Genomic DNA, 21432 nt, shown 5'->3' on the forward strand with positions numbered 1-21432 from the left:
TCATGAGCGAGCAGAAGCCCCCCGTTAAACTTCTTGTCCTGCCGGGCGATGGTGTTGGCCCGGAGATCATGCAGGAAGCGAGCCGGGTTCTTGCCTGGCTGGAAAAGAACCGCAACGTCACGTTCGACCTGACCTATGATCTGGTTGGCGGTGCATCTCTGGCCGAATATGGCGTGCCGATCCGTGATGAAGTGATCGAAAAAGCCTGGGCATCGGATGCGGTGCTGTTTGGCTCCGTGGGCGACCCGAAATGGACGCATGTCGGTTTTGATAAGCGGCCTGAAGTTGCCATTCTCAAGCTGCGGCAGGAACTAGGCCTGTTTGCTAACCTCCGCCCGGCCAAGGTGTTCGATGCGCTGGTGGATGCCAGCACCCTCCGCCCAGATGTGGTGCGCGGTCTTGATATCATGATCGTGCGCGAGACCGTGGGCGGCATCTATTTTGGCGAGCCCCGCGGGATTGAAACTCTGGCGGATGGTAGCCGCCGGGGTATCAATACCGAGGTGTATACCACGGGCGAAATCGAACGCGTTGCGCGTGTGGCTTTTGATCTGGCCCGCAAGCGTTCGAACCGGGTTTGCTCGGTTGAAAAATGCAACGTCATGGAAAGCGGCCTTCTGTGGAAGGAAGTCGTAACGGATGTGCATGCCCGCGCTTTTAAGGATGTGGAACTGAGCCACATGCTGGCGGATAACTGCGCCATGCAGCTTGTCCGTAACCCCCGCCAGTTTGATGTTCTGGTAACGGGCAACCTGTTTGGCGATCTGCTGTCCGATCTGGCATCCATGCTGACAGGCAGCCTTGGCATGCTGCCTTCCGCTACGCTGGGGTCCGTGCAGGAAAACGGCAAGCGTCCGGCCCTGTATGAACCCATTCATGGTAGCGCGCCTGATATTGCCGGGCAGGGTGTTGCCAACCCCATCGCGCAGATCCTGTCGCTGGCCATGCTGCTGCGCTATTCGCTCGATATGCTGGCGGAAGCGGACATGATCGAGCAGGCAGTGGCCAATGTGCTGGCCAGTGGCCTGCGCACGGCGGATATCATGTCCGAAGGCATGGCGCGCGTTGGCACGGCTGTTATGGGCGAGGCCATTGTGCGCGAGCTGGACAAGCTGCAGAAATAAGAAGCAGGCCCTGTCTTTCCACCTATGGGGGAAGGCGGGGCTTCATATTGAAAAGGGGCGCTCGTACCGGGCGCCCCTTTTTGATTGTATCCCGCTCATCAAATCTGATGCAGGTACAAGGTCAATCAAGCGGCCATTGCTGGGTATGCAGCAGGTTCTTGGGAGGCGTGTCCTGTCGTAACCCCGTAAGGGGTGCACCTTGGGTCTCGACACGCCGCCACCATGTGTCGGGTTTTTCTTGATGTGTCGGTTCGATTGCTTGTCCAAGAATGGGCATGAGCAACGGCACGTCGTTCCGTTCGGCTAGAGTGTACAATACCTCTGCCGGTTGATCCCATGTATGTGTGGACAGGCGGAAAGTAGCCCAGTGTATGGGTAGCAGCGCTCCGCCCCCTAACAGGCTATGAGCCTTCATTGCGTTTTCAGGGCCAAGGTGCATGTCGCCCCAGGCAGGGTGAAAGGCGCCGATTTCCAGCATTATCAGATCGAACGGACCCAGCCGGTCACGAATAGTCTGGTACTCGCTTGTCAGGCCGGTATCGCCACTGAAAAACACGCTATGGCGCGGGCTGCGAATGACCAGAGAAGACCAGAGCGTGGCATTGCGGTCTTTGAAATTGCGACCGGAAAAATGCTGTGAGGGCGCTGCGGTAACGCAGACCTCGCTGCCGGGAAGATGATAGTCCTGCCACCAGTCAAGCTCGATAATGCGCTCGCTCGGCACGCCCCATGCCTGTAGATGGGCTCCCACGCCCAAGGAGGTAATAAACGGCAGGTTCAGCCGGTTGAGCGCACGGATTGTCGGATAGTCGAGGTGATCGTAGTGGTCATGAGAGATCAGAACCGCATCAATTGGCGGAAGGTTCTGGATAGAGAGCGGCACGGGCTGGAAGCGTTTAGGGCCAGCCCATGACAAGGGCGAAGCCCGCGTTCCCCAGACCGGGTCGGTCAGAAGGCGCAAACCGCCGATTTCTATCAGCACTGTCGAGTGGCCAAGCCATGTCGCACGCAGGCCACTATGCGGTGGGTGCCGCCAGTTCTCCCGAGGATCAAGCATTGGGAGTGGCTTTGAGGGAACGCGCCGTTCACCCCCGAACAGAAAATCAGTGAGACCAGGAAACGGCACCGAAGAATCGCGCAGGCCCGGCGCGATGGGAAAGACATTGCGGAAACCGCCGTCTTGCCACTGGGGCGATGCCTGCATGCGTTCCAGACGCAAGCCGTGAGCACGTTGACCCAAGGATTTCATGGCGTGACCTCAACATGTTGGATTGGGTTCAGGCGCTGTGGTGAGTGGGCAAGCCTGTTTTGCCAGATTTTACCCGCATGGCAGAGAGGTGCGGTTGCCACATTTTTCGAATGGACAGGGAGTATATGGCGCCCTTCGGATTGAAGGAGCTTATTAGCCTTATCACCGATAAAGGGGTGACACGACTCTTCAGTGCGGATGAGTGGTTTCACCGCCTTGCACACCGGAAACACTTGAGGTTCTGGCGAGGTTAGTATTCTGGCTGACAAAATGGCCAAAAAAAAGGCCGATCCGTGCGGGATCGACCTCTTTCGTCCTGAAGGGGAGGAAGGCTTAGAAGCCTTCGCGTTCCAGGCGCTTGCGTTCCATCTTGCGGGCGCGACGCACGGCTTCCGCACCTTCACGCGCTTTGCGCTCAGACGGCTTTTCGTAATGCCGACGGAGTTTCATTTCACGGAAAATGCCTTCGCGCTGCATTTTTTTCTTGAGCGCTTTGAGAGCCTGATCGACATTGTTGTCACGGACTAGAACGTGCACTTGGTCACTAACCCCTGTTCAGAAAAATCCGGTCGCCCGGCTTTTTGGAAGCCAAATTGGAATAGGCACCGCCTCGCCGCGAGGGCGAACCGATTCCCCTGTTGGCGGTCTCTATAACACTGTTTGAATCGAAGATACAATTTGTTCTTGCGCTTTCGATGCGCACGGAAACGTGTTTCAAGCAAAAAAAATGCCGCGTGACGCATGAAGGAACAATAAAAGCGATGGCAGTTCTTGCGATAGCCCGTATGGGCCACCCTGTTTTGCTGGCCAAGGCACAGGGCATTGACGATGTGCACGCTCCCGAAATCCGCCGGCTGATATCGGATATGCGCGAAACGCTGGAGCAGAGTGGCGGCGTAGGGCTGGCGGCTCCGCAGGTTTATGTTTCGTACAGGCTTTTTCTGTATTCCGTTCCCCAGACCCGTAGTGAAGGGCCGGATGACCCGGCCTTGCCGGTGCAGGTGATCATCAACCCAGAACTGGAACCGTTTGGCGATGAAACGCAGCTTCGCATGGAAGGCTGTCTGTCGCTGCCGGGGCTGCGGGGCGAGGTGCCGCGTTATAAAGCGGTGCGTTATCGTGGGCTGGATGAAAACGGGCAGGCGGTTGAAGGCGTGGCAACAGGGTTTCGAGCGCATGTCATGCAGCATGAAATGGATCATCTCGATGGAATCCTCTATCCCATGCGGATGACGGATCTGAGCCGGATGGGCTTTGATGCCGAAATGGTGCGGTATGGGGGAAAAGCATGAGCATGCGGCCAGCAAATCTGAAGCAGGCTGTCTCACTGGCGGCTACGGCGCTTGCCACCGGGGTTATGCCGCAGGCCATGCCGCGCGATCCGGCGCGAGATGCGGCCTTGCGTGCTCTGGCCGCCGTGGCGGGTGAACGTGGCTGGGGCTTGTCTGTTCTGCGGGATGTGGCAGGCGCGCAGGCGGAGTTGCTGTTCCCCGGTGGTGAGGCGGAGCTTGTGGAAGCCTGGTCAGACCTGTGTGACCGCGACATGCTGGCCCATATGCAGGATACGCCCGAACCGCGGCTGAGCCTGCGTGTGCGTGAGGCGCTGCTCTATCGCCTGCCTTTGGATGAGGCAATGCGGCGCGCTGCCTCCCGTGGCGTTTCGGCGCAGCTTGTCGGGGGCGGGCAGGCGGCGTTCCGGCGAGGGTGGATGCGTACGGTCAACGCGATCTGGATGGCCGCGCGGGACGAATCCTCCGGGGCTACTTATCTGACCAAGCGGTTGACGCTGGCGCAGGTTTACGGGGCTACTTTCCTTTACTGGCTGGCGGGCGTGCCGGATGAGGCCGCGCTTGCCGCGTTCGTGGACAGGCGGCTGGCCTGTGTGCGGCGTCTGGGGCAGGCCCGTGGGTTGGTCGTGGGGCGGGTGATGGGCTTGATGGGGCTTATCCGGCCGCAGGCAGCCGGCTAGGCGGCCCAGCGCACATGGCGGCTCTGCCTTCGCGTGCCGCAGCCGGTGCGGACCTGCTCTTCCTGCGCGAGGAGCGGCTGCGTTTTGCGCAGGCTCTCATGTTTCTGGCGCAACGGGACATGGCGGAGGCTGTGGCCCCCATGCTGGAAGAAGACGGGCTGGGCAGGGCACAATATCGTGTCATGCAGGTGCTGGCGTTCAGTCCCGGCATGCCCGTAAGCCGGGTGCAGGATATCCTGGGTGTTACAAAGCAGAGCCTCGGCCGAACCCTGCATGAACTGGAAGAGCGCCAGTATCTGGAAATCCGACGGGGCAGGGAAGACAGGCGGCTGCGGCTGCTATTTCTCACACAAGCTGGGCAGGATGCAGAAGCGCGGCTGTTTGCCGTGGTGCGGCAGAAGCTGATGGCCGCTTACCGGGAGGCAGGGGGCGCTGCGGTTGAAGGGTTCGGGCGGGTCATGCGGGGCATGCTGTCCGAGCACAGTCGGAGCGTTCTGGCAGATGAAGGCAAGATAGACGTCGGGCGCCAGCATGGCGGGTAAGGCGACAGGAGTACAGCCGGTGGAAGAAGAAGCCGTATCGCATGTTCTGGTGGTGGATGATGACCCGAGGCTGCGACGCCTTTTGCATCGCTATCTGTTCGAAAATGGCTTTCGTATCAGTGTTGCGGCCCACGCGGCGGAAGCGCGGCAGACCCTCAATGGAATCCAGCCTGATGCGATCGTGCTGGATGTGAATATGCCCGGACAGGATGGGCTGGACTTTACCCGCAGCCTGCGGGCCGAAGGACTGGACATGCCTATTATCCTACTGACTGCCCGTGGCGAGCCGGAAGACCGGATTACCGGGCTGGAAGCCGGGGCGGATGATTATCTGGGCAAGCCGTTCGAACCGCGTGAACTGCTGCTGCGGCTCAAGGCGCATTTGCGGCGGCACCAGCCTGCCCAAACACCGGGCACGCCACGGATTGTCCGTCTGGGCGACAAGGAGTTTGATCTTGAGCGCCTGCTGTTGCAGGGGCCGGATGGCAATATTCACCTGACCGGGGGGGAGGCTGCTTTGCTGGCTGTGCTCTCACGCAGGCCGGGGGAGGTATTCACGCGTGAGGAAATCGCTACCGCGCTGGATATGCTCGAAATAGGCGAACGCGCGGTGGATGTGCAGGTCACCCGCCTGCGCCGGTGTATTGAAACAGACCCCAAGGAGCCTCGTTTTCTTCAGACGGTCAGAGGGCGCGGTTATGTCCTGAAGCCGGGGCTGTAAGCGCAGATGAGCTGGGGAGCACGCCTGTGGCGGGCGCTGGTGGAACAGGGAGGGCGCAGGGTGGAAAGAATCATACGGCGTTTTCTGCCCCGCTCGTTTCTCGGGCGTTCGCTGCTGATCGTGCTGTTTCCGCTGCTTGCCACGCAGGGAATCGCACTTGAACTGTTTTACGGTAATTTTCTCAAGGTCGTATCCCGCCGCCTGACAGACAGCGTGGCATCGGAAGTGGTGCTGTCACTCAATGCGCTTGAGCGGCTCAAAACCCCCGAGGACAAGGCGTGGTTTGTTGCGCAGGCGTGGTCGCACCTACAACTGCGTGAGCAGTGGCAGCCGGGCATGAAGCTGGACCGTTTTGGCTCCACGCATGTTCTGGGGCCGATGGATGATGATCTGGTGCGCGATCTGGGCTCATCCATAAGCTATCCATTTTTCATTTCCTGGAATCGTGACCCGCGCAAGGTTCGTATCTTCATACAACTGCCTGATGGCGTGCTGCTGGTGGATGCGCCGCGCAAGCGGCTGGATATGGGGCAGATCTGGCTGTTTGTGGCTTGGACGGTGGGCAGCACGCTGCTTTTGTTCATGCTTGCCAGTCTGTTCATGAACCGGCAGGTGCGGGCCATCCGCATGCTGGGCCATGCAGCCGAGCAGTTCGGGCTGGGGCGTGATGTCGGCATGATACGCCCTACAGGCGCGCAGGAGGTGCGTAGGGTTGCCGTGGCGTTCAATCGCATGCAGGCGCGCATACACCGCTTTGTAGCGCAAAGGACGCGGGTTTTGGCCGGGGTTTCTCATGACCTGCGCACCCCTTTGACCCGCCTGCGGCTTTCGCTGGCCATGTTGCCGCAGTCTGGCATCGTGCGTGCCGAGGATATCCGGCAGGATATCGATGACATGGTGGGCGATGTGGTGGAGATGGAAAATCTGATCGGCACCTACCTCGCTTTCGTGCGTGGCGAAGGGATGGAAAAGGTTGAGGATGTGCCGCTGCGGCCGTTCCTGAAAGAAATTGTGGCGGCCGCGGCCCGTGCGGGCGGGCGCGAGGTCAGGCTGGAAGTGCCGCAGGGGCTTGTGGCGTCCATGCGGCCTGACGCCATGCGCCGCACCCTGACCAACCTGATCGACAATGCCAGCCGCCATGGTGCCTGCGTGAGCCTGACTGTCAGGGCTACGCCGGAAAGGGTGGTGTTTCTGGTGGACGATAATGGGCCGGGGATCGAACCGGACCGGCGCGAGCGCGTGCTGACCGCGTTTGAAAGCAGTCAGGTTAACGGCACGGGGCTCGGACTGACCATCTCACGCGATATTGTGCGTGCACATGGCGGAGAATTGACGCTGGAAGATTCGCCGCAGGGCGGGCTGCGCGTCAGGGTTACCCTGCCGCGCTAGAAGGTTCAGAGCGAGTTGCCGGAACCGAAGTGGCCGGGGCCCTGGTTGTTGTAGCCGCCCATCATACCACCAGCCGAGCCGGAGCCCATCATGTTCTGCATGGGGTTGTAGCGGCCGACATTGCCCAGAATTTGCTGGAATACGTTGATCTTGGTGCCGGGGGTGGGCGTGATCTTGGAGACCATGGCCACGTGAATGGCATCCTTGCGGTCAAGAGCGCGGACACTTTGCAGGGTGCCGGCCTGTGTGAATTTCAGCACCACCACATCCTGCTTAAGAACGCCTGGATAATCCATGGGAACCAGATGCGTGGTCATGGAAATATAAATCCAGGTATTGTCGTCAAAAGCGCCTTTGGTCGTGGGGGTGCCCATTAGATCCAGCGCGTCCGCACGCGTGCTGGAACCGGGGATGAGCTGGTTGTAGTCATCCGCCTCAACCAAGGAGCCACGGGGAATGGGCGTGGGTGAAAACACCGCACAGCCGGAAAGGGCCAGCACCGCCACAAGGGCAGTGCAGGCACCGTGCAGGCGCGTCATCCGGTTGCGGCGTGTCAGTGTCATGACGTTCAGGCGTTCCCTGCGTTTCTGTCTCCCGCTGTTTCAGGCCATGGGCTGGCTTGATCAGGCCGGGCTTCATCTCCTGTTTCGGATGCCTCAACCGCTGCGGTGCGTCAATTCCTGAATGGGAATCAGAAGTGTATTTCCGCCTTCTGGCAAGGCATTACTCCCCTGTTGCAGGACGATATGATAGGGTAGGCCGTGTGCCATGGCGCGGGCGTGGCCCGCAGGCACGCGACTGAACAGAGCCATTGTGCCATCTGCTGGAGGTTTCCATGAAAGACAGGCCTGAATTTTCTCGCCCTCTGGCCGTGCGCCGAATCGGTGTGAACGGCACGGAAATCACGGTGGAGGCGACAGAGGCAGAATGCCGCGCTGTGGCGGCCCGCCTCAAACTGCCCCGGATTGACATGCTGCGCTGCCGTTACCATTTGCGTGAACAGGGGCGCGGCGTGGTTGAAGCGCAGGGGGCTGTGGCGGCGCGTTTCACGCAGACCTGTGTTGTCAGCCTTGAAGCTTTTGAGGATATGATTGCGGGCTCTTTTGTGGTTCGTTTCGTCCCGGCCGAACATTTTGTGGAGTCTGATCTGCCCGACATGGATGCGGTGGATGAAATTCCCTATGACGGTCAGGAAATTGATCTGGGAGAGGCTGTGGTCGAGCAGTTTGCGCTTGATCTGGAGCCTTACCCCCATGCGCCGGATATCGATCTGCCGCCCGGTCTCGTCTTGGATGAAGACAGCGCGGAAGAACCTGCACCGCGCGATGATGGTGAGCATAAACCCCATCCTTTCGCGGCGTTGTCGCGCTGGAGCGGGGGAAAAGCCTGAAGGGGGCGTAAAGAAAGACGGGGGTTTTCTTTTTGCATTACTTGCGAAAAACCCCTCCGTCTGCTAGAGGCCCCGGCTCAGTCTGGTGATGAACCGAATGGTGTTGTCTGGTAGGGCGCAGGAACGCGAGCCGGGCATTTATTAACTTGTCTTTGCAGGAAGGGGCTCAGGCTCATGGCTGTACCCAAAAGAAAAACTTCGCCTTCTCGTCGTGGTATGCGTCGCAGCCACCAAGCGCTCAGCGCCGAGGCATTCGCTGAATGCTCCAACTGCGGTGAGCTGAAGCGCCCGCACCACGTATGCAGCCATTGCGGTCATTACGATGGTCGTGAAGTGGTTGCCGCTGGCAAGGCACTTAAGGTTGCCGTGCGCGCCTGATTTTTCAGGCGGGTATTGAGCGTACGCTCAGGCGTGCGGATACGGGAGTAAGGCATCTGCGGCATGGCAGAGAAGCACGTATGAACAAGACCGAGATTCCAGGCAGTTTTCCTTCCGATCCCTCCGGGGCGTTCAGCCTCGCTGTGGATGGAATGGGAGGCGATGGGGCTCCCGAGGTCGTTGTTGCCGGGCTTGCCATTGCTGCGGAGCGTCACCGTGATCTGCGCGTGCTGCTGATCGGAGACGAGGCCCGGCTGCAACCGCTGCTGGCCCGTTATCCGCGTGCAGCCGCGGTGTGCACCGTGTGGCATACCGATGTGTCCATCCCCATGGACATGAAACCCACGCAGGCCCTGCGGCAGCGGCAGTCTTCCATGCGTCTGGCTATGGATGCTGTGGCCAGCGGGCGTGCGCAGGGTGTGGTTTCCGCTGGCAACAGCGGGGCCATGCTGGCTCTGGCCAAGATTGTGGTTAAAACCCTGCCGGGTATTTCCCGCCCTGCCATGGCGGCTATCAGCCCGACCGTGAAGGGTGATGTGGTCATGCTCGATCTGGGCGCCAATGTCGTATGCGACTGGCGCAATCTGGTCGAGTTTGCCGTCATGGGCGAAGCGTTCGCCAAGTCTGTGCTGGGCCTCCCGGCTCCCACAATCGGCCTGCTCAATATCGGTTCGGAAGAACTCAAGGGCGATGAAAAGCTGCGGGTTGCGGCGGAAACGCTGCGCGAAAGCCCGCTGGCTGCCCAGTTCCACGGTTTTGTAGAAGGCCATGATATTACCGCAGGCACGACCGATGTGGTTGTGACCGATGGTTTTACCGGCAATGTGGCGCTCAAGACGGGTGAAGGTGTGCTGAAAATGGCCACCACCCTGTTGCGCCGGGTGTTCCAGAGCAGCGTGCTGGCGAAAATTGGCTATATGCTTGTCCGGCCCGGTCTGGAGCGCATGAAGGAATGGCTTGACCCACGGCGCTATAATGGCGCGGTGTTTGTCGGGCTGAATGGTGTGGTGGTGAAATCCCATGGCGGCACGGACGCTGAAGGGTTTGCCGCTGCGGTTGATGTGGCCATGGATATGGTCACGCACGGTTTCAATGACAGTATCCGTGAGCGCCTCAGTCATATGGGGGCATTGCTTTCCGGGCAGAAGGTAACCGAAGAACGCGAGGTTGCGGTTCCGGTTTCCTGAACAGACGCATAGACATGAACTGGCCTGTCGTGGTGAGCAGCGATGTATGTCCGTTGCGGCGGTGGATAATGAAAGAATGGCGATGACGAAGCACGCGCTTCTGATCGGGTTTGGCAGCTACCTGCCAGACAGGGTTGTGACCAATGACGAACTGGCGGCCCGGCTGGACACCTCGGATGAGTGGATCAGAACCCGTACCGGCATTACCCGTCGCCATATGGCTGGACCGGATGATACCGCCGCCAGCATGGCCGCCCGTGCGGCACAGGCTGCTCTCGATTATGCCGGTCTGGTTGCCGATGATATCGACGCGATTTTTCTGGCCACAGCCACACCTGATCAGGCTTTCCCGGCAACAGCCGTGCGTGTGCAGGCCCTGCTGGGCATGACGCGGGGCTTTGGCTTCGACCTTTCCGCAGCCTGCTCGGGTTTTATTTTCGCACTCGCCACGGCTGACGCCTATATCCGCGCTGGTATGGCGCGCAAGGTGCTGGTGATTGGCAGCGAGGTATATTCGCGTATTCTCGACTGGTCTGACCGGGGCACTTGCGTATTGTTCGGCGATGGCGCCGGAGCCGTGGTGCTATCCGCCTCGGATGAGGAAGAGGGACGGGGGCTTTTGTCCACGCATCTGCATTCCGATGGAACGCTGGGCGATCTTCTCTATGTCGATGGTGCGGTGGGTCAGCCTGATAAAAGCGGGCATTTAGTCATGAGTGGGCGGGATGTTTTCCGCCATGCCGTGTCCAAACTGTCTTCCGCGGTTGATGAAGCACTGGCCGCACAGGGCCTGTCCTATGCCGATGTGGACTGGCTGGTGCCGCATCAGGCCAATATCCGTATTATCGAAGGGGTGGGCAAAAAGCTTGGCCTGCCTTCCGAGCGGGTGGTGGTGACGGTTGACCGGCACGCCAATACATCAGCCGCCTCCATTCCGCTCGCACTTGATGAAGCCGTGCGTGACGGACGGATTGGCAAGGGCGATCTGGTGCTGCTTGAGGCACTGGGTGGCGGGCTGACATGGGGCTCCGCACTGGTACGGATGTAACCGCCGGATATTGCTTCCTGCGCCCTACAAAAATGCGGCTGTCGTGCGAATGAATTGACGCGCCCTGCGGGCGTGGTTACGCTCCGATTCATGGAAACTGTGACGCGTGCATCCTTGATAGAGCAGGTCTATCAGCAGGTAGGTCTGTCTCGCAAAGAGTCGTCTGTACTCCTGGAAGATGTCCTGGAGACAGTCATGGAAGCTCTTGAACGCGGCGAAAGCGTCAAGATCAGCGGGTTTGGCACGTTTGCCGTGCGTAAAAAGGGCAAACGGGCGGGACGAAACCCGAAAACGGGCGAGGAAGTCCCAATCCTGCCGCGCTCCGTGCTGGTGTTCCGGTCCAGTCAGCTTTTGAAAGCTGAGGTCAATCATGAATCGCCAGAAGGATATGCAGGCTATGATGATGACTGATTCCCCGGAATACAGAAACCCACAGCAGGAGGGTATCGATCTGGTTGAGGGGCTGAGTTCCGAGGAAGAGGATATGGGATTGGACGGGCTGGAAAAAGCGCCGGAGGCTTTCAGAACCATTAGCGAAGTGGCCGACGAACTGCACGTACCCCAGCACACCCTGCGCTTGTGGGAAGCGCAGTTCCAGCAGGTGCGTCCGGTCAAAAGGGCTGGTGGCCGCCGTTACTATCGGCAGGATGATATCGCACTGCTGCGCCATATTGCTGATTTGCTCTATACGCAGGGCTACACGGTCAAAGGCGTTCAGCGTCTTCTGGATAGTGGCATGGTTGTTCCCATGCCTGTCAGAGAAGCAGATGACACGCCCCCCACGACGGTGGATGAGACGGAATTCTCGCAGCCTCAAGAGCTTGAGGAAGTGGTGGCCGTTGTCGAAACAGAAGAACTCGTCGTGTTGCGCGAGCCAGAAGTGGTCGCCCCCGCCGTGTCGCAGGCTGTCGATACGCATCTGCGGGCCGAACTGGAAGGTATTCTGGTGGAGTTGCTGGCTATTCGCCAAAAACTTGTTGTTTAAGCAAAAAATTGTCTCACACGGTCTTGTGCCCGGTGGGATCGCCTGCTAAACACCACTCCACACTTAACGGGCAGTAGCGCAGTCTGGTAGCGCATCAGTCTGGGGGACTGGGGGTCGTGGGTTCGAATCCCGCCTGCCCGATATTTTTCCGAAAAGTTGGTATGGCGAGGTCGCCCCTTCTAAGGGGCTGCCTCGCTATTGCCGTATGTCCAGCGCCGCCACAGCAGGTTGAGCGCTGCCATAATGGCCGGGCCGATGAAAAGCCCGATGAGCCCCCATGTTTCGGCCCCTCCCAGAATACCCAGCAGAACCCACAGGAAGGGCAGTTTTGTGCTGCCACCGATCAGAGCCGGGCGAATGAAGTGGTCTGCGATGAAAATAACGGTCGCACCCAGCGCGAAAATAACCACACAGGCAACCGATGCCCCCTGTGCCAGAATAAGCAGGGAAACCAGACCGACGGCCACCAGCGCGCAGAACGGGATCATGGCTGCGACAGCGGTAATGACACCAAAAAGGGCCGGATGCGGCGCACCTGCCACCATATAGGCCACCCCCAGAATAATACCTTCGCCAATGCCAACCAGCACAAGGCCCTGCACGGTGCCATGAACCGAGGCGACCATCTGCCGCCCGATGCTCTCGCCCCGTTTGCCAAAAGCCCGGCAGGAGGCAACGCGGCATTGCCGGATGACGGAAGGGCCATCCTTGTAAAGAAAAAACAGCGTCAGGATGGAAAAGCAGAACAGCGTGCCGCGATGTGCGATCTGTGCACCCAGCGCCTTGGTTATGGCCATGCCACGGTTATCGAGCGCGCCCAGCATGCCAGAAATATTCCGTGGGTCGGTCAGGTGGCTCTGCCACCATTGCGTAAGAGCCACCTGACCAAATGGCAGGTGGCCAAGGGCATCAGGCACAGGCACGCCATGAGCGCGAGCGCTATCGAGCCAGCGGAGTGCGCTCTGTGCCTCTCCAATGGCTTCAAGGGTCAGCAGGGTGAGGGGTATAACAAATATCAGTGCCATGACAGCCGTAAACAGGGCTGGCAGCACTGTTCCACCTGCGGCATTGGGCCATGTTCTGCAGGCACGGGTATAGAGCGGCCATGTGGCAATGGCGAAAACGCCGCCCCATGCCAGCGCGGGCAGAAAGCCATGTACGGTGTAAAGCGCCATACCAGCGATAAAGGTGGCCAGTGTTGCGCGCGCGATTTCCTGCCCCCGCTTTGAGCGCTGGCTGGCTTTCAGCCCCAGACAACGGGTGATAGGGGCCGGGTGTTGGGCGGGCGGTGCTGGCATATGTGCGTATTCTTTCCAGGCTTCTGGGGCGAAAGGCAGGCCATGGAGCCTGCCGCCTTTGACTCTGGATAATAGAGCGAGGTAAGCGGCATGCCTATGCCGTATCTGTTAAGACTGTTCATGAGTCGCGCAGCCGGTATGCTGTGACAGGCAGAGCCGCGGGGCTTTTGCCATGGCTTGACGGATCGCTCGGGACATCATGCTGAGAAATTTTCTGACAGTTGGCGGCTGGACAATGCTCAGCCGCGTTCTTGGACTTGTGCGCGATCAGCTTCTGGCAGCGTTCATGGGGGCGGGGGCCTTGCAGGATGCCTATCAGGTGGCCTGCCGTTTGCCCAACATGTTCCGGCGGTTATTCGGCGAAGGGGCGTTCAACGCAGCGTTTGTGCCGCTTTTCTCTTCCGTTCTGGTGGAAGAAGGGGCAGACGAGGCGCGCCTTTTTGCACGGCGTACGCTGGGGGTCATGCTGGCGTGGCTGGTGTTCCTGTGCGTGCTGGGGGAGTGCTTCATGCCCTCCGTGCTGCGGGTGATCGCACCGGGTTTCCTGCAAAGTGGAGAGCGTTACGCGCTGGCCGTAACGCTGAGCCGCATTACCTTTCCCTATCTGGTCATGATCTGTGCGGCAGCACTTCTGGCAGGGGTGCTCAACGGGCTGCATCGTTTTGGCATGGCGTCTGCTGCGTATCTGGCTTTCAACATTGTTGGTATTGCCGCCATTCTCGGGGGGGCGTGCTTTAGCGCCAATGTGGCGATTATTGCGGCATGGGGCGTGACGTTTTCAGGAGTGGTGCAGCTTGGCCTGCTGCTATGGGCCTGCGAGCGGGCGCGTTTCGGGCTCATGCCGCTCTGGCCCCGTCTGACACCGCGTATCCGTGTGCTGCTCCGGCGGATGGTGCCGGGGCTGGTAGGGAGCGGAGTCGGGCAGATCAACCTGACAATCGACACCATTATTGGCACGTTGCTGCCTGCGGGCAGTGTTTCGCTCATGTATTTTGCGGATCGCATCAACCAGTTGCCTCTGGGTGTGCTGGGGGCGGCTGCAGGCACGACCTTGCTGCCCGTGCTGACCCGCCATGTCGCGGCAGGCGATCATGACGGGGCGCATGCGGCGCAGAATCGTTCGATCGAATATGTGCTGCTGCTGACCTTGCCTGCCGTGGCCGGTATTCTGGTGCTGGCTGACCCCATTATGGTGGTTCTGTTTGGTCATGGCTCCTTTACCGAGCATGACGCCATGCTGTCGGCCCAGTCGCTGCGGGCCTATGCCATTGGCCTGCCGGCTTTCGTGCTGGTCAAGGTTCTGGCACCGGCATTTTTTGCGCGGGGGGACACCCGCACGCCAGTGGTTATTGGTATTGGCATTCTGGTGGTCAACCTGCTGCTCAACCTTGCCTTCATGAAACCTCTTGCCCATGTGGGGCCACCTTTGGCCAGTAGTCTGGCCGCAGGGCTCAATGTTGCCAGTCTGGCCCTTATTTTGCGTATTCGTGCGGTGCTGCATGTGCCGCGTCCGTTTCTGGCGCGTATGGGGCTGGTCGGGCTTGCTGCGCTGGGCATGGCATTTGGTGTTGGTGCTGCGGCATGGGCGCTGCCGTTTCCTGCGCATATCGTATCCCGCCTGTTCTGGCTGGGGTTGCTGGTGGTAGGGGGCGGTGCCCTCTATCTTTTCCTGCTGTGCCTGATGGGCATCGTGCACTGGCAGCAGGTTGCCTCCGTGCCGGGACGCCTGAAGAAGCGTGGCGGGCGTGCCAAGGGGGCGTGAGCGCGTTGGCTGAGAGTGTTCTCGCACATCAGGTTGATTTTCAGGGATGGCGGAACGCCGTGCGCCAGCATATCGCGCAGGATACACCCCCCGAAGCTCTGCACTGGCGTGTGGCTGCTTTTGGTGAAGCCGTTCCAGAGACAGAAGATAGTTCCGCAGCGTTGCCTGCTTCCGGCCAACGGTTGACGCTTTCGCGGGCGTTGCTGGCTATGCTGGAAGCAGCCATGCAGGCTCGGGATGAAACGCGCTTTACCCTTGGCTACAGGATTCTCTACCGGCTGGCCCGACATGAGCTGGGCCTAAATGACGAACACGACCCTGACCTCACGGCCTTGCGTGTATTGGCCGAGAGCGTGCGTGAGGAAACACGGGCTTTTCGGGAGCGTTTCTCCGCGTTTTCGGCTGACCGTTCTACGGCCTGCCTGCACGATAGCCCTACCCATTATATTATCGAGGCTAATGCTGCTTTCTGTCAGGCGCGTAATCCCCGGCTGTGGGAGATACGCACTCCCTACCGGCGCGCCTTGTGGAATGGCCAGCGGCTTTTTTTCGGCCCCGGAGAGAATGAGGCTGCCCATGTGCAGGCTAGTGTCTGGCAGCCAGCCGGGCAGGGGTGCTGGCAGGGATACCCGCAAACGGTTCTGCTGCCAGCGCTGAAGGATATTGAGCAGGCGGATAGTCTGGCGGCTCTTGGTGCTTTGGCCATGGACTGCCGTGCCTGTCCGTCATGGGAGAACGCGACACGCACCGTGTTTGGGTGTGGGCAAGGATTGTTCCGACTGATGCTGGTGGGTGAGCAGCCGGGCGATCAGGAAGACCTGGCGGGTATGCCCTTTGTGGGGCCTGCGGGGCAGGTGCTGGACAAGGCACTGGCGGAAGCTGGGTTTGTGCGTGAGCAGATTTATGTGACCAATGCGGTCAAGCATTTTGGTTTTACATGGCGCAATGGCAGGCGGCTGCATCAGAAGCCTGACGAGACAGCCATCCATGCGTGTCATGTCTGGCTGGAGGCAGAGCGGCGGGTTTTAAACCCGGCTCTGGTTGTCATGCTGGGGGCTACGGCAGCCCGAAGCGTGCTGAAAAAACCGGTTACAATTTCGCGTGAAAGATCGCGTATCATCCCGCTGGATGAAACAACTGCGGGGCTGGTGACGGTGCATCCATCCTATCTGCTCCGTCTGCCTGACGATTCCACGCGGCAGAAGGAATACGAGAGATTTGTAGCGGACCTGAAGCTGGCCCGCGACTATCTGCACGATAAGGGGCTGCTGGAGCCGCAGTAAGGCGCGTTATTCCTTTTTATGCGGGCTGTTCAGGCGCTGATGCAATTCCTTGCCGGTTTTAAAAAACGGCACATATTTACGGCTGACCTGAACCTGCTCCCCTGTTTTGGGGTTGCGGCCCAGACGGGGGTCTCGTTCCTTGACGGAAAAAGCCCCGAACCCACGTAGTTCCACACGCTGGCCATTGGCCAGACTGCGGGCAATGCCACCAAAGATCGTATTGACGAGACGCGTTGCCTCCCTGACCTGCAGGTGAGGATGTTTCTGCAAAAGAACAGCAATAAGTTCAGATCTGGTCATGGTAGTGCATTTCCATCTGATCATATGGCCAGATAGCAGGGCCACTTGCTTTCAACACTCCTGCGTATGGGGTTCTTACGTCAAGACATAAATAAAGCCCGGTGAAGCGGGGTAGACGCTTCACCGGGCTACAAGCCTCGTTGATCTGAGGAACCTGTTACGCGCTGGTCGTGGCGTTTTTCTTGGAGCGGCGGCCGCGGCCACCCACTTCATCTTCATCGCCAGCGGCATGAATCTTGCGGCCAAGGCCGATTTCACGCGCGAGAGTGGAGCGCCGTTCGGCATAGTTGGGGGCGACCATCGGGTAGTCGGCGGGCAGGCCCCAGCGCTCACGGTACTGCTCAGGCGTCATGTTGTAGGCGCTCTGGAGGTGGCGCTTGAGCATTTTAAGCTTTTTGCCGTCTTCAAGGCACACGATGTAGTCAGGGAAAACCGAACGCTTGACCGGCACGGCAGGCTGGAGCTTTTCCGGCTCGCTCTGCGGCAGTTCAGCGGTTTTCAGTGCCTGATAGACATCTTTGATCAGGACCGGAATAGCAGTGGCTTCCACCTGATTGTTGGAAACATATGCCGCCACAATCTCTGATACAAGTTCTAGAACGGGGGAGTAGTCTGAAGTGTCTGTCATGGCTGGCCCAATGAAAAGTAAGAATTTACTTTTCCAAATATAGGGAATGATTTCTTGTTTGTGAATGGAGAAGATACGCTTTTTTTGAGTTCTTTGTACGTTTTTCTTTGTGCTTTGGTCTTTTGGAGCAATAGAGAAATGGTGCGCGCAAGGTGTCTGGAATGAGTAAGTTCTGAAATTTAAAGAACAGGCATGGAAAGAGTGTTATTCACACACAGTATTCTTCTGTTTTGGTGTGAAGTTTTTTTTATAAAAAAGGCAGAACGATTCGCCTGAACCCAGTGCGAAACATTCTGCCCGTTAGTCTGTTTTTTTTGAGCGTCTTTTAACGAATGCCCAGCTCGCTCATAAGGAAATCACGGAATACCGATACGCGTTTGGAACTGCGCAGTTCTTCCGGATAAACAAAATAGGCATCGACTGTCGGGGTGGCGACTTCGGGCAGGATCTGAACTAGGTCAGGGAATGCTGCAGCGGCATAGGTGGGAATGGAACCTATGCCCAGTCCTCCGGCAATGGCATAGGCCATAGCCGCCATGCTGTTGACCTCAAGCCGGGTGTTGTGCAGCCCGGCATGGCCGGTGTTCTGCAAGGCCTGCGCCAGCCAGTTCACATGTGTGACGGGGGGGTGGTGCTCACCGAATAATACCAGATGATGGTTTTTGATTTCATCAAGGCTCTGGGGTGTGCCGTTCTTTTCCAGATAGTGTGGGGAGGCGAAAATAGGCAGATGGAAATCTGCCAGATGCCGCTGGATCAGATCGGGCTGGCGCGGCGCATGCATGCGTACAGCCACATCGGCTTCGCGCATGCCCAAGTCCAGATCGTTATCTTCCAGAATAAGGCAGATATCGATTTCCGGGTTAGCCAGCATGAACTTGTGCAGGCGCGGCATCAGCCAGCAGTTGCCAAAACCGGTTGTGGTGGTGACACGCAGCCGTCCGGCGGCTTTTTCCTTGCTTTCGGTCAGCAGGGTCTGTGTCATTTCCAGTTTGGAAAATACTTCCCGCACCGTCTTGTGCAGGGTCTCACCCTGTTCAGTCAGGATCAGCCCTCTGGCATGACGGTGGAAAAGAGGAACCTGAAGAACATCTTCGAGCGCGGAAATCTGCCGGGATACAGCGGACTGGCTGAGGTTGAGAACGTCTCCTGCGTGGGTAAAGGAACCGGCTTCCGCCACAGCATGGAAAACCCTGAGTTTGTCCCAGTCCACGCACGCCTCCTGCTCAATATTGAATGATACTCATGTAAAGCATGAAATTATGCTTTATGGTTTATACCTACGTGCAGTAATTGCCCCCCATGGTCAAGAGACCATGGGGAAGTAATTATTAATTTAGTCCGCCAAGAAAACGTTCCGCATCCAGTGCGGCCATGCAGCCTGTGCCGGCTGCTGTAACGGCCTGACGATATATCTTGTCCTGCACGTCGCCTGCGGCGAATACGCCATCGACCGATGTGCGGGTGCCACCGGCTACCGTTACAATATAGCCTTCGGAATCTAGCTCGAGCTGGCCTTTGAAAATATCGGTGGTGGGAGAATGCCCAATGGCGATGAACACACCATCGGTCGGCAGTGTGGTCTGCGTATTGTCCTGTGTATTGCGCAGAACAATGGCGTTGACTGTCGGCGGTGTGCCTTCGGCCAGAATGTCTTCAACCGTGCTGTTCCATACAACGCTCACCTTCGGGTTGGCGAACAGCCGATCCTGCAGGATTTTTTCAGCCCGCAATGTGTCGCGGCGGTGGATCAGGGTTACGTGATCGGCATGGTGGGTGAGGTAGAGTGCCTCTTCCACAGCGGTGTTGCCACCACCGACAACCACAACCCTGCGGCCCCGGTAGAAAAAGCCATCGCATGTGGCGCAGGCGGAAACGCCAGCACCCTGCAGGCGTTTTTCATTCGGCAGGCCAAGCCAGCGGGCCTGTGCGCCGGTTGCGACAATAACGGAGCGCGCCACATAGACCGTGCCGGAATCGCCCACCAGACGGAAAGGCGAGCCCCCATCCAGCTTCACGTCGGTAATAATGTCGTATTCAATACGCGTGCCGACATTGAGAGCCTGCTCGGCCATCTGTTCCATCAGCCAAGGGCCCTGAATGGCCGTGGCAAAGCCGGGGTAGTTTTCCACCTCGGTGGTGATGGTCAGCTGCCCGCCTGGCTGCAAGCCTGCTACCAGCACGGGAGAGAGGTTGGCGCGGGCGGCGTAAATGGCGGCTGTATAGCCCGCGGGGCCAGCGCCGATGACAAGCAGGTCGGTCGTGATTGTTTCGGTCATGGTATTTACATCGTCCCCAGCGGGTAAGGCCAAGCCCGGCTGTGCCGTTGCTGTCGGCGCGTTCCGGGCGATATGGGCCCAGATATGACCGCACGGCCTCGGGAGAGCAAGGGGGTTGTAGCTGTGCAAGGATGCGGTTTGCCGAGGGAAGGCGAGCGTGTCATATACGGTGCCTGTTGCCGGTATGGCGTGCTCTGCGGGTATTTTGTCCTGCAAGAGGGATCGGAGTTTGAAGGTGGTGGATCTGGACGCAGTTGATCTTCGCATCGTGGCCGAGTTGCAGGACGATGGGCGTATCACCAATGTCGAGCTGGCGCGGCGTGTGGGCATATCAGCCCCGCCCTGCCTGCGCCGTGTCCGGCGTCTGGAGGATGACGGCGTGGTGCGCGGCTATCATGCAGACCCGGATGCCGCGGCCCTTGGCTGGCCGATCACGTTTTTTGCGCTGATTGGTTTGGAAAGTCAGAAAGAAACGGTGCTACGCGGGTTTGAAGACTATCTTGCCCAGTGGCCGGAAGTGCGTGAATGCCACATGATCCGCGGTGGGGGCGATTTTCTGGTGCGCCTGATCGCGCGCGATGCCGCCCATGAAAACCTGCTGACACGTCAGCTAACCGAGGCCACCCATGTCATACGGGTGCAGACCCTGCAGACCATTCGCACCAGTCTGGAGCGGTGGGGGGTGCCTTTGAAAAATGACAGTGAGGAGCAGTCCTCATGAATGAGAGCACGGACACGATGCTTTCTCCTATCGTGATGAATAACGAGACGCATGGAGCCGGAGTGGCGGAAGTGAATGAAGGGCCTGATGTCAGCATCGTCGTGCCCTGTTATAATGAAAGTGCAAATGTCCGGCCGCTGGTGGACATGCTGCGCAGGGTTCTTGAGGGACGGCGCTGGGAGGTCATTTTTGTCGATGACAACTCCCCCGATGGCACAAGCGATGTCGTGCGCGCTCTCGCACAGGAAGACAGCCGGGTGCGGGGGCTGTGCCGGATAGGGCGGCGCGGTCTTTCCTCGGCCGTGATCGAGGGGGCACTATCGTCCTCCGCGCAGGTTGTGGCGGTCATGGATGGTGATCTCCAACACGATGAAAGCCGTCTGCCCGCGTTGATCGATGCCGTGGCGGGTGGCGGGTGCGATCTGGCCGTTGGCAGTCGCCATGTTGAAGGCGGCAGTAATCAGGGGCTGGCCAATGCGTGGCGGCATGCCTTGTCCGATGGTGGCATATGGCTTGCACAGCGCTTTCTGCCTGTAAGGCTGACAGACCCCATGAGCGGTTTTTTTGCCATCAGGCAGGACAGGTTCGTGCAAATTGCGCCGTTTTTGGCCGCGACGGGCTTCAAAATCCTGCTTGATCTGGTCCTGTCGTCACCCAAACCTTTGAAGGTGCAGGAAATTCCCTGTGGTTTCAGGGCGCGTGTTGCTGGCGAGAGCAAGCTGGACGTGGTGGTCATGCTCCAGTTTGGCGCATTGCTGGTGGACAAATTGTGCCATGGTCTGTTGCCGCTGCGTTTTATTGCATTTTGCGGCGTGGGCTTGGCCGGTGTGCTGACCAATCTGGTTATTATGCAGTTGGCGTTACTGGCCGGGGCTGGCTTTTCGGTGGCGCAGGGCGTCGGCACGGTCGTAGCCATGATTGTTAATTTCTTCCTTGATAATACCATTACCTATCGGGACAGGCGCCTCAAGGGCGCGCGCGCCGTACGGGGGCTGCTGTTGTTCCTGCTGGTGTGCTCTGTAGGTGCTATTGCCAATATCGGTATTGCGCAGATGCTGTATGATCAGGGGCGTATGATTACCGAGGCCAGTGTGGCAGGTGCCATCATGGCGGCTGTCTGGAATTACGCCATGTCTTCCACAATCGTCTGGAGACCGTAACCGGTTGAGCGCGGAGGCG

23 protein-coding genes, 1 tRNA gene and 1 pseudogene are annotated in these 21432 nt (G+C 58.9%); 17 read left to right on the plus strand and 8 right to left on the minus strand.

The window, feature by feature from the left end; all coding sequences use genetic code 11:
- The first annotated feature begins 2 nt into the window (after window positions 1-2).
- Entirely contained in the window at window positions 3-1124 is a 1122-nt protein-coding gene (gene leuB, locus ABF757_RS02645; protein ID WP_415480812.1) for a 3-isopropylmalate dehydrogenase, read from the plus strand.
- Window positions 1125-1245: 121 nt separating this feature from the next.
- Here leuB and ABF757_RS02650 read toward each other — a convergent pair whose 3' ends face one another.
- Both ABF757_RS02650 and rpsU read right to left on the minus strand, forming a co-directional pair.
- A complete protein-coding gene (locus ABF757_RS02650) occupies window positions 1246-2181 on the minus strand; it encodes an MBL fold metallo-hydrolase (RefSeq protein WP_415480813.1) in 936 nt (311 codons plus the stop codon).
- 525 nt (window positions 2182-2706) lie between these two features.
- A complete protein-coding gene (gene rpsU, locus ABF757_RS02655) occupies window positions 2707-2910 on the minus strand; it encodes a 30S ribosomal protein S21 (RefSeq protein WP_081773585.1) in 204 nt (67 codons plus the stop codon).
- 224 nt (window positions 2911-3134) lie between these two features.
- Here rpsU and def point away from each other — a divergent pair, with 224 nt between their 5' ends.
- The 5 genes from def to ABF757_RS02680 are packed head-to-tail and all read left to right on the plus strand — an operon-like array spanning window position 3135 to window position 6994.
- Complete coding sequence (gene def / locus ABF757_RS02660) at window positions 3135-3665, plus strand: peptide deformylase (protein ID WP_415480814.1); 531 nt, start codon at window positions 3135-3137, stop codon at window positions 3663-3665.
- Complete coding sequence (locus ABF757_RS02665) at window positions 3662-4342, plus strand: rpsU-divergently transcribed protein (protein ID WP_415480815.1); 681 nt, start codon at window positions 3662-3664, stop codon at window positions 4340-4342. The genes def and ABF757_RS02665 overlap by 4 nt, the downstream gene beginning before the upstream one ends.
- A 14-nt stretch (window positions 4343-4356) precedes the next feature.
- Window positions 4357-4884, plus strand: coding sequence for a MarR family winged helix-turn-helix transcriptional regulator (locus ABF757_RS02670; RefSeq protein WP_415480816.1), 528 nt, complete (start codon window positions 4357-4359; stop codon window positions 4882-4884).
- Entirely contained in the window at window positions 4874-5605 is a 732-nt protein-coding gene (locus ABF757_RS02675; protein WP_051543138.1) for a response regulator, read from the plus strand. Before ABF757_RS02670 ends, ABF757_RS02675 begins: the two co-directional genes overlap by 11 nt.
- 6 nt (window positions 5606-5611) lie before the next feature.
- On the plus strand, window positions 5612-6994 hold the full coding sequence (locus ABF757_RS02680; RefSeq protein WP_415480817.1) for an ATP-binding protein: 1383 nt from the start codon (window positions 5612-5614) through the stop codon (window positions 6992-6994).
- Between the two features lie 5 nt (window positions 6995-6999).
- Here ABF757_RS02680 and ABF757_RS02685 read toward each other — a convergent pair whose 3' ends face one another.
- Window positions 7000-7557, minus strand: coding sequence for an outer membrane protein assembly factor BamE (locus ABF757_RS02685; protein WP_025860859.1), 558 nt, complete (start codon window positions 7555-7557; stop codon window positions 7000-7002).
- 272 nt (window positions 7558-7829) lie between these two features.
- Here ABF757_RS02685 and ABF757_RS02690 point away from each other — a divergent pair, with 272 nt between their 5' ends.
- The 7 genes and pseudogenes from ABF757_RS02690 (at window position 7830) to ABF757_RS02720 (ending at window position 12123) form a co-directional block, all read left to right on the plus strand.
- On the plus strand, window positions 7830-8384 hold the full coding sequence (locus tag ABF757_RS02690) for a DUF177 domain-containing protein (protein WP_025860862.1): 555 nt from the start codon (window positions 7830-7832) through the stop codon (window positions 8382-8384).
- Window positions 8385-8558: 174 nt separating this feature from the next.
- On the plus strand, window positions 8559-8762 hold the full coding sequence (gene rpmF / locus ABF757_RS02695) for a 50S ribosomal protein L32 (RefSeq protein WP_081773538.1): 204 nt from the start codon (window positions 8559-8561) through the stop codon (window positions 8760-8762).
- Window positions 8763-8842: 80 nt separating this feature from the next.
- The gene (gene plsX, locus ABF757_RS02700) at window positions 8843-9949 is read left to right on the plus strand and encodes a phosphate acyltransferase PlsX (RefSeq protein ID WP_415480818.1); all 1107 of its coding nucleotides are present in this window, start codon (window positions 8843-8845) and stop codon (window positions 9947-9949) included.
- Between the two features lie 82 nt (window positions 9950-10031).
- On the plus strand, window positions 10032-10997 hold the full coding sequence (locus ABF757_RS02705) for a beta-ketoacyl-ACP synthase III (protein WP_415480819.1): 966 nt from the start codon (window positions 10032-10034) through the stop codon (window positions 10995-10997).
- Window positions 10998-11087: 90 nt separating this feature from the next.
- On the plus strand, window positions 11088-11408 hold the full coding sequence (locus tag ABF757_RS02710; RefSeq protein WP_025860864.1) for an integration host factor subunit alpha: 321 nt from the start codon (window positions 11088-11090) through the stop codon (window positions 11406-11408).
- A gap of 91 nt (window positions 11409-11499) precedes the next feature.
- Window positions 11500-11728: pseudogene (locus tag ABF757_RS02715) on the plus strand (MerR family transcriptional regulator); the annotation flags it as partial.
- Window positions 11729-12049: 321 nt separating this feature from the next.
- Window positions 12050-12123 (plus strand) — tRNA-Pro (locus ABF757_RS02720).
- A gap of 38 nt (window positions 12124-12161) precedes the next feature.
- Here ABF757_RS02720 and ABF757_RS02725 read toward each other — a convergent pair.
- Window positions 12162-13280 (minus strand): AI-2E family transporter, encoded by a 1119-nt coding sequence (locus ABF757_RS02725; RefSeq protein WP_415480820.1) that lies wholly within the window; start codon window positions 13278-13280, stop codon window positions 12162-12164.
- A 199-nt stretch (window positions 13281-13479) separates the two neighbouring features.
- On the opposite strand from ABF757_RS02725, the gene murJ reads away from it, so the two are divergent.
- Window positions 13480-15042: a murein biosynthesis integral membrane protein MurJ gene (gene murJ / locus ABF757_RS02730; RefSeq protein WP_415480821.1), complete on the plus strand. Its 1563-nt coding sequence runs from the start codon at window positions 13480-13482 to the stop codon at window positions 15040-15042.
- Window positions 15039-16325, plus strand: a complete 1287-nt coding sequence (locus ABF757_RS02735) for a UdgX family uracil-DNA binding protein (RefSeq protein ID WP_415480822.1) — start codon at window positions 15039-15041, stop codon at window positions 16323-16325. The genes murJ and ABF757_RS02735 overlap by 4 nt, the downstream gene beginning before the upstream one ends.
- A gap of 6 nt (window positions 16326-16331) precedes the next feature.
- Here ABF757_RS02735 and ABF757_RS02740 read toward each other — a convergent pair whose 3' ends face one another.
- From ABF757_RS02740 to trxB, 4 genes are all read right to left on the minus strand, one after another.
- Window positions 16332-16625 (minus strand): integration host factor subunit beta, encoded by a 294-nt coding sequence (locus tag ABF757_RS02740; protein WP_025860869.1) that lies wholly within the window; start codon window positions 16623-16625, stop codon window positions 16332-16334.
- 157 nt (window positions 16626-16782) lie between these two features.
- Entirely contained in the window at window positions 16783-17253 is a 471-nt protein-coding gene (locus ABF757_RS02745; protein WP_415480823.1) for a Ros/MucR family transcriptional regulator, read from the minus strand.
- A 325-nt stretch (window positions 17254-17578) separates the two neighbouring features.
- Window positions 17579-18466 (minus strand): LysR family transcriptional regulator, encoded by an 888-nt coding sequence (locus tag ABF757_RS02750; protein WP_025860872.1) that lies wholly within the window; start codon window positions 18464-18466, stop codon window positions 17579-17581.
- A gap of 118 nt (window positions 18467-18584) precedes the next feature.
- Window positions 18585-19532 (minus strand): thioredoxin-disulfide reductase, encoded by a 948-nt coding sequence (trxB, locus tag ABF757_RS02755; protein ID WP_415480824.1) that lies wholly within the window; start codon window positions 19530-19532, stop codon window positions 18585-18587.
- Between the two features lie 184 nt (window positions 19533-19716).
- On the opposite strand from trxB, the gene ABF757_RS02760 reads away from it, so the two are divergent.
- A complete protein-coding gene (locus ABF757_RS02760; RefSeq protein WP_051543145.1) occupies window positions 19717-20253 on the plus strand; it encodes an Lrp/AsnC family transcriptional regulator in 537 nt (178 codons plus the stop codon).
- A gap of 35 nt (window positions 20254-20288) precedes the next feature.
- Window positions 20289-21413 (plus strand): glycosyltransferase family 2 protein, encoded by a 1125-nt coding sequence (locus ABF757_RS02765; RefSeq protein WP_415480838.1) that lies wholly within the window; start codon window positions 20289-20291, stop codon window positions 21411-21413.
- Window positions 21414-21432: the final 19 nt, after the last annotated feature.

The sequence above is a fragment of the Acetobacter papayae genome (assembly GCF_047721125.1).
GTDB classification, from domain to species: Bacteria; Pseudomonadota; Alphaproteobacteria; order Acetobacterales; family Acetobacteraceae; genus Acetobacter; species Acetobacter papayae.

Bases quoted from the DNA above. Each gene is read 5' to 3' on its own strand.
- ABF757_RS02765 (WP_415480838.1), top strand. From the start codon at position 20,289: ATGAATAACGAGACGCATGGAGCCGGAGTGGCGGAAGTGAATGAAGGG.
- def (WP_415480814.1), top strand. From the start codon at position 3,135: ATGGCAGTTCTTGCGATAGCCCGTATGGGCCACCCTGTTTTGCTGGCC.
- ABF757_RS02740 (WP_025860869.1), bottom strand. From the start codon at position 16,625: ATGACCAGATCTGAACTTATTGCTGTTCTTTTGCAGAAACATCCTCAC.
- rpmF (WP_081773538.1), top strand. From the start codon at position 8,559: ATGGCTGTACCCAAAAGAAAAACTTCGCCTTCTCGTCGTGGTATGCGT.
- ABF757_RS02710 (WP_025860864.1), top strand. From the start codon at position 11,088: ATGGAAACTGTGACGCGTGCATCCTTGATAGAGCAGGTCTATCAGCAG.
- ABF757_RS02725 (WP_415480820.1), bottom strand. From the start codon at position 13,280: ATGCCAGCACCGCCCGCCCAACACCCGGCCCCTATCACCCGTTGTCTG.
- ABF757_RS02685 (WP_025860859.1), bottom strand. From the start codon at position 7,557: ATGACACTGACACGCCGCAACCGGATGACGCGCCTGCACGGTGCCTGC.
- ABF757_RS02745 (WP_415480823.1), bottom strand. From the start codon at position 17,253: ATGACAGACACTTCAGACTACTCCCCCGTTCTAGAACTTGTATCAGAG.
- ABF757_RS02705 (WP_415480819.1), top strand. From the start codon at position 10,032: ATGACGAAGCACGCGCTTCTGATCGGGTTTGGCAGCTACCTGCCAGAC.
- leuB (WP_415480812.1), top strand. From the start codon at position 3: ATGAGCGAGCAGAAGCCCCCCGTTAAACTTCTTGTCCTGCCGGGCGAT.
- ABF757_RS02670 (WP_415480816.1), top strand. From the start codon at position 4,357: ATGGCGGCTCTGCCTTCGCGTGCCGCAGCCGGTGCGGACCTGCTCTTC.
- murJ (WP_415480821.1), top strand. From the start codon at position 13,480: ATGCTGAGAAATTTTCTGACAGTTGGCGGCTGGACAATGCTCAGCCGC.
- ABF757_RS02690 (WP_025860862.1), top strand. From the start codon at position 7,830: ATGAAAGACAGGCCTGAATTTTCTCGCCCTCTGGCCGTGCGCCGAATC.
- ABF757_RS02680 (WP_415480817.1), top strand. From the start codon at position 5,612: ATGAGCTGGGGAGCACGCCTGTGGCGGGCGCTGGTGGAACAGGGAGGG.
- ABF757_RS02675 (WP_051543138.1), top strand. From the start codon at position 4,874: ATGGCGGGTAAGGCGACAGGAGTACAGCCGGTGGAAGAAGAAGCCGTA.
- ABF757_RS02650 (WP_415480813.1), bottom strand. From the start codon at position 2,181: ATGCTTGATCCTCGGGAGAACTGGCGGCACCCACCGCATAGTGGCCTG.
- trxB (WP_415480824.1), bottom strand. From the start codon at position 19,532: ATGACCGAAACAATCACGACCGACCTGCTTGTCATCGGCGCTGGCCCC.
- plsX (WP_415480818.1), top strand. From the start codon at position 8,843: ATGAACAAGACCGAGATTCCAGGCAGTTTTCCTTCCGATCCCTCCGGG.
- ABF757_RS02665 (WP_415480815.1), top strand. From the start codon at position 3,662: ATGAGCATGCGGCCAGCAAATCTGAAGCAGGCTGTCTCACTGGCGGCT.
- ABF757_RS02760 (WP_051543145.1), top strand. From the start codon at position 19,717: ATGGCGTGCTCTGCGGGTATTTTGTCCTGCAAGAGGGATCGGAGTTTG.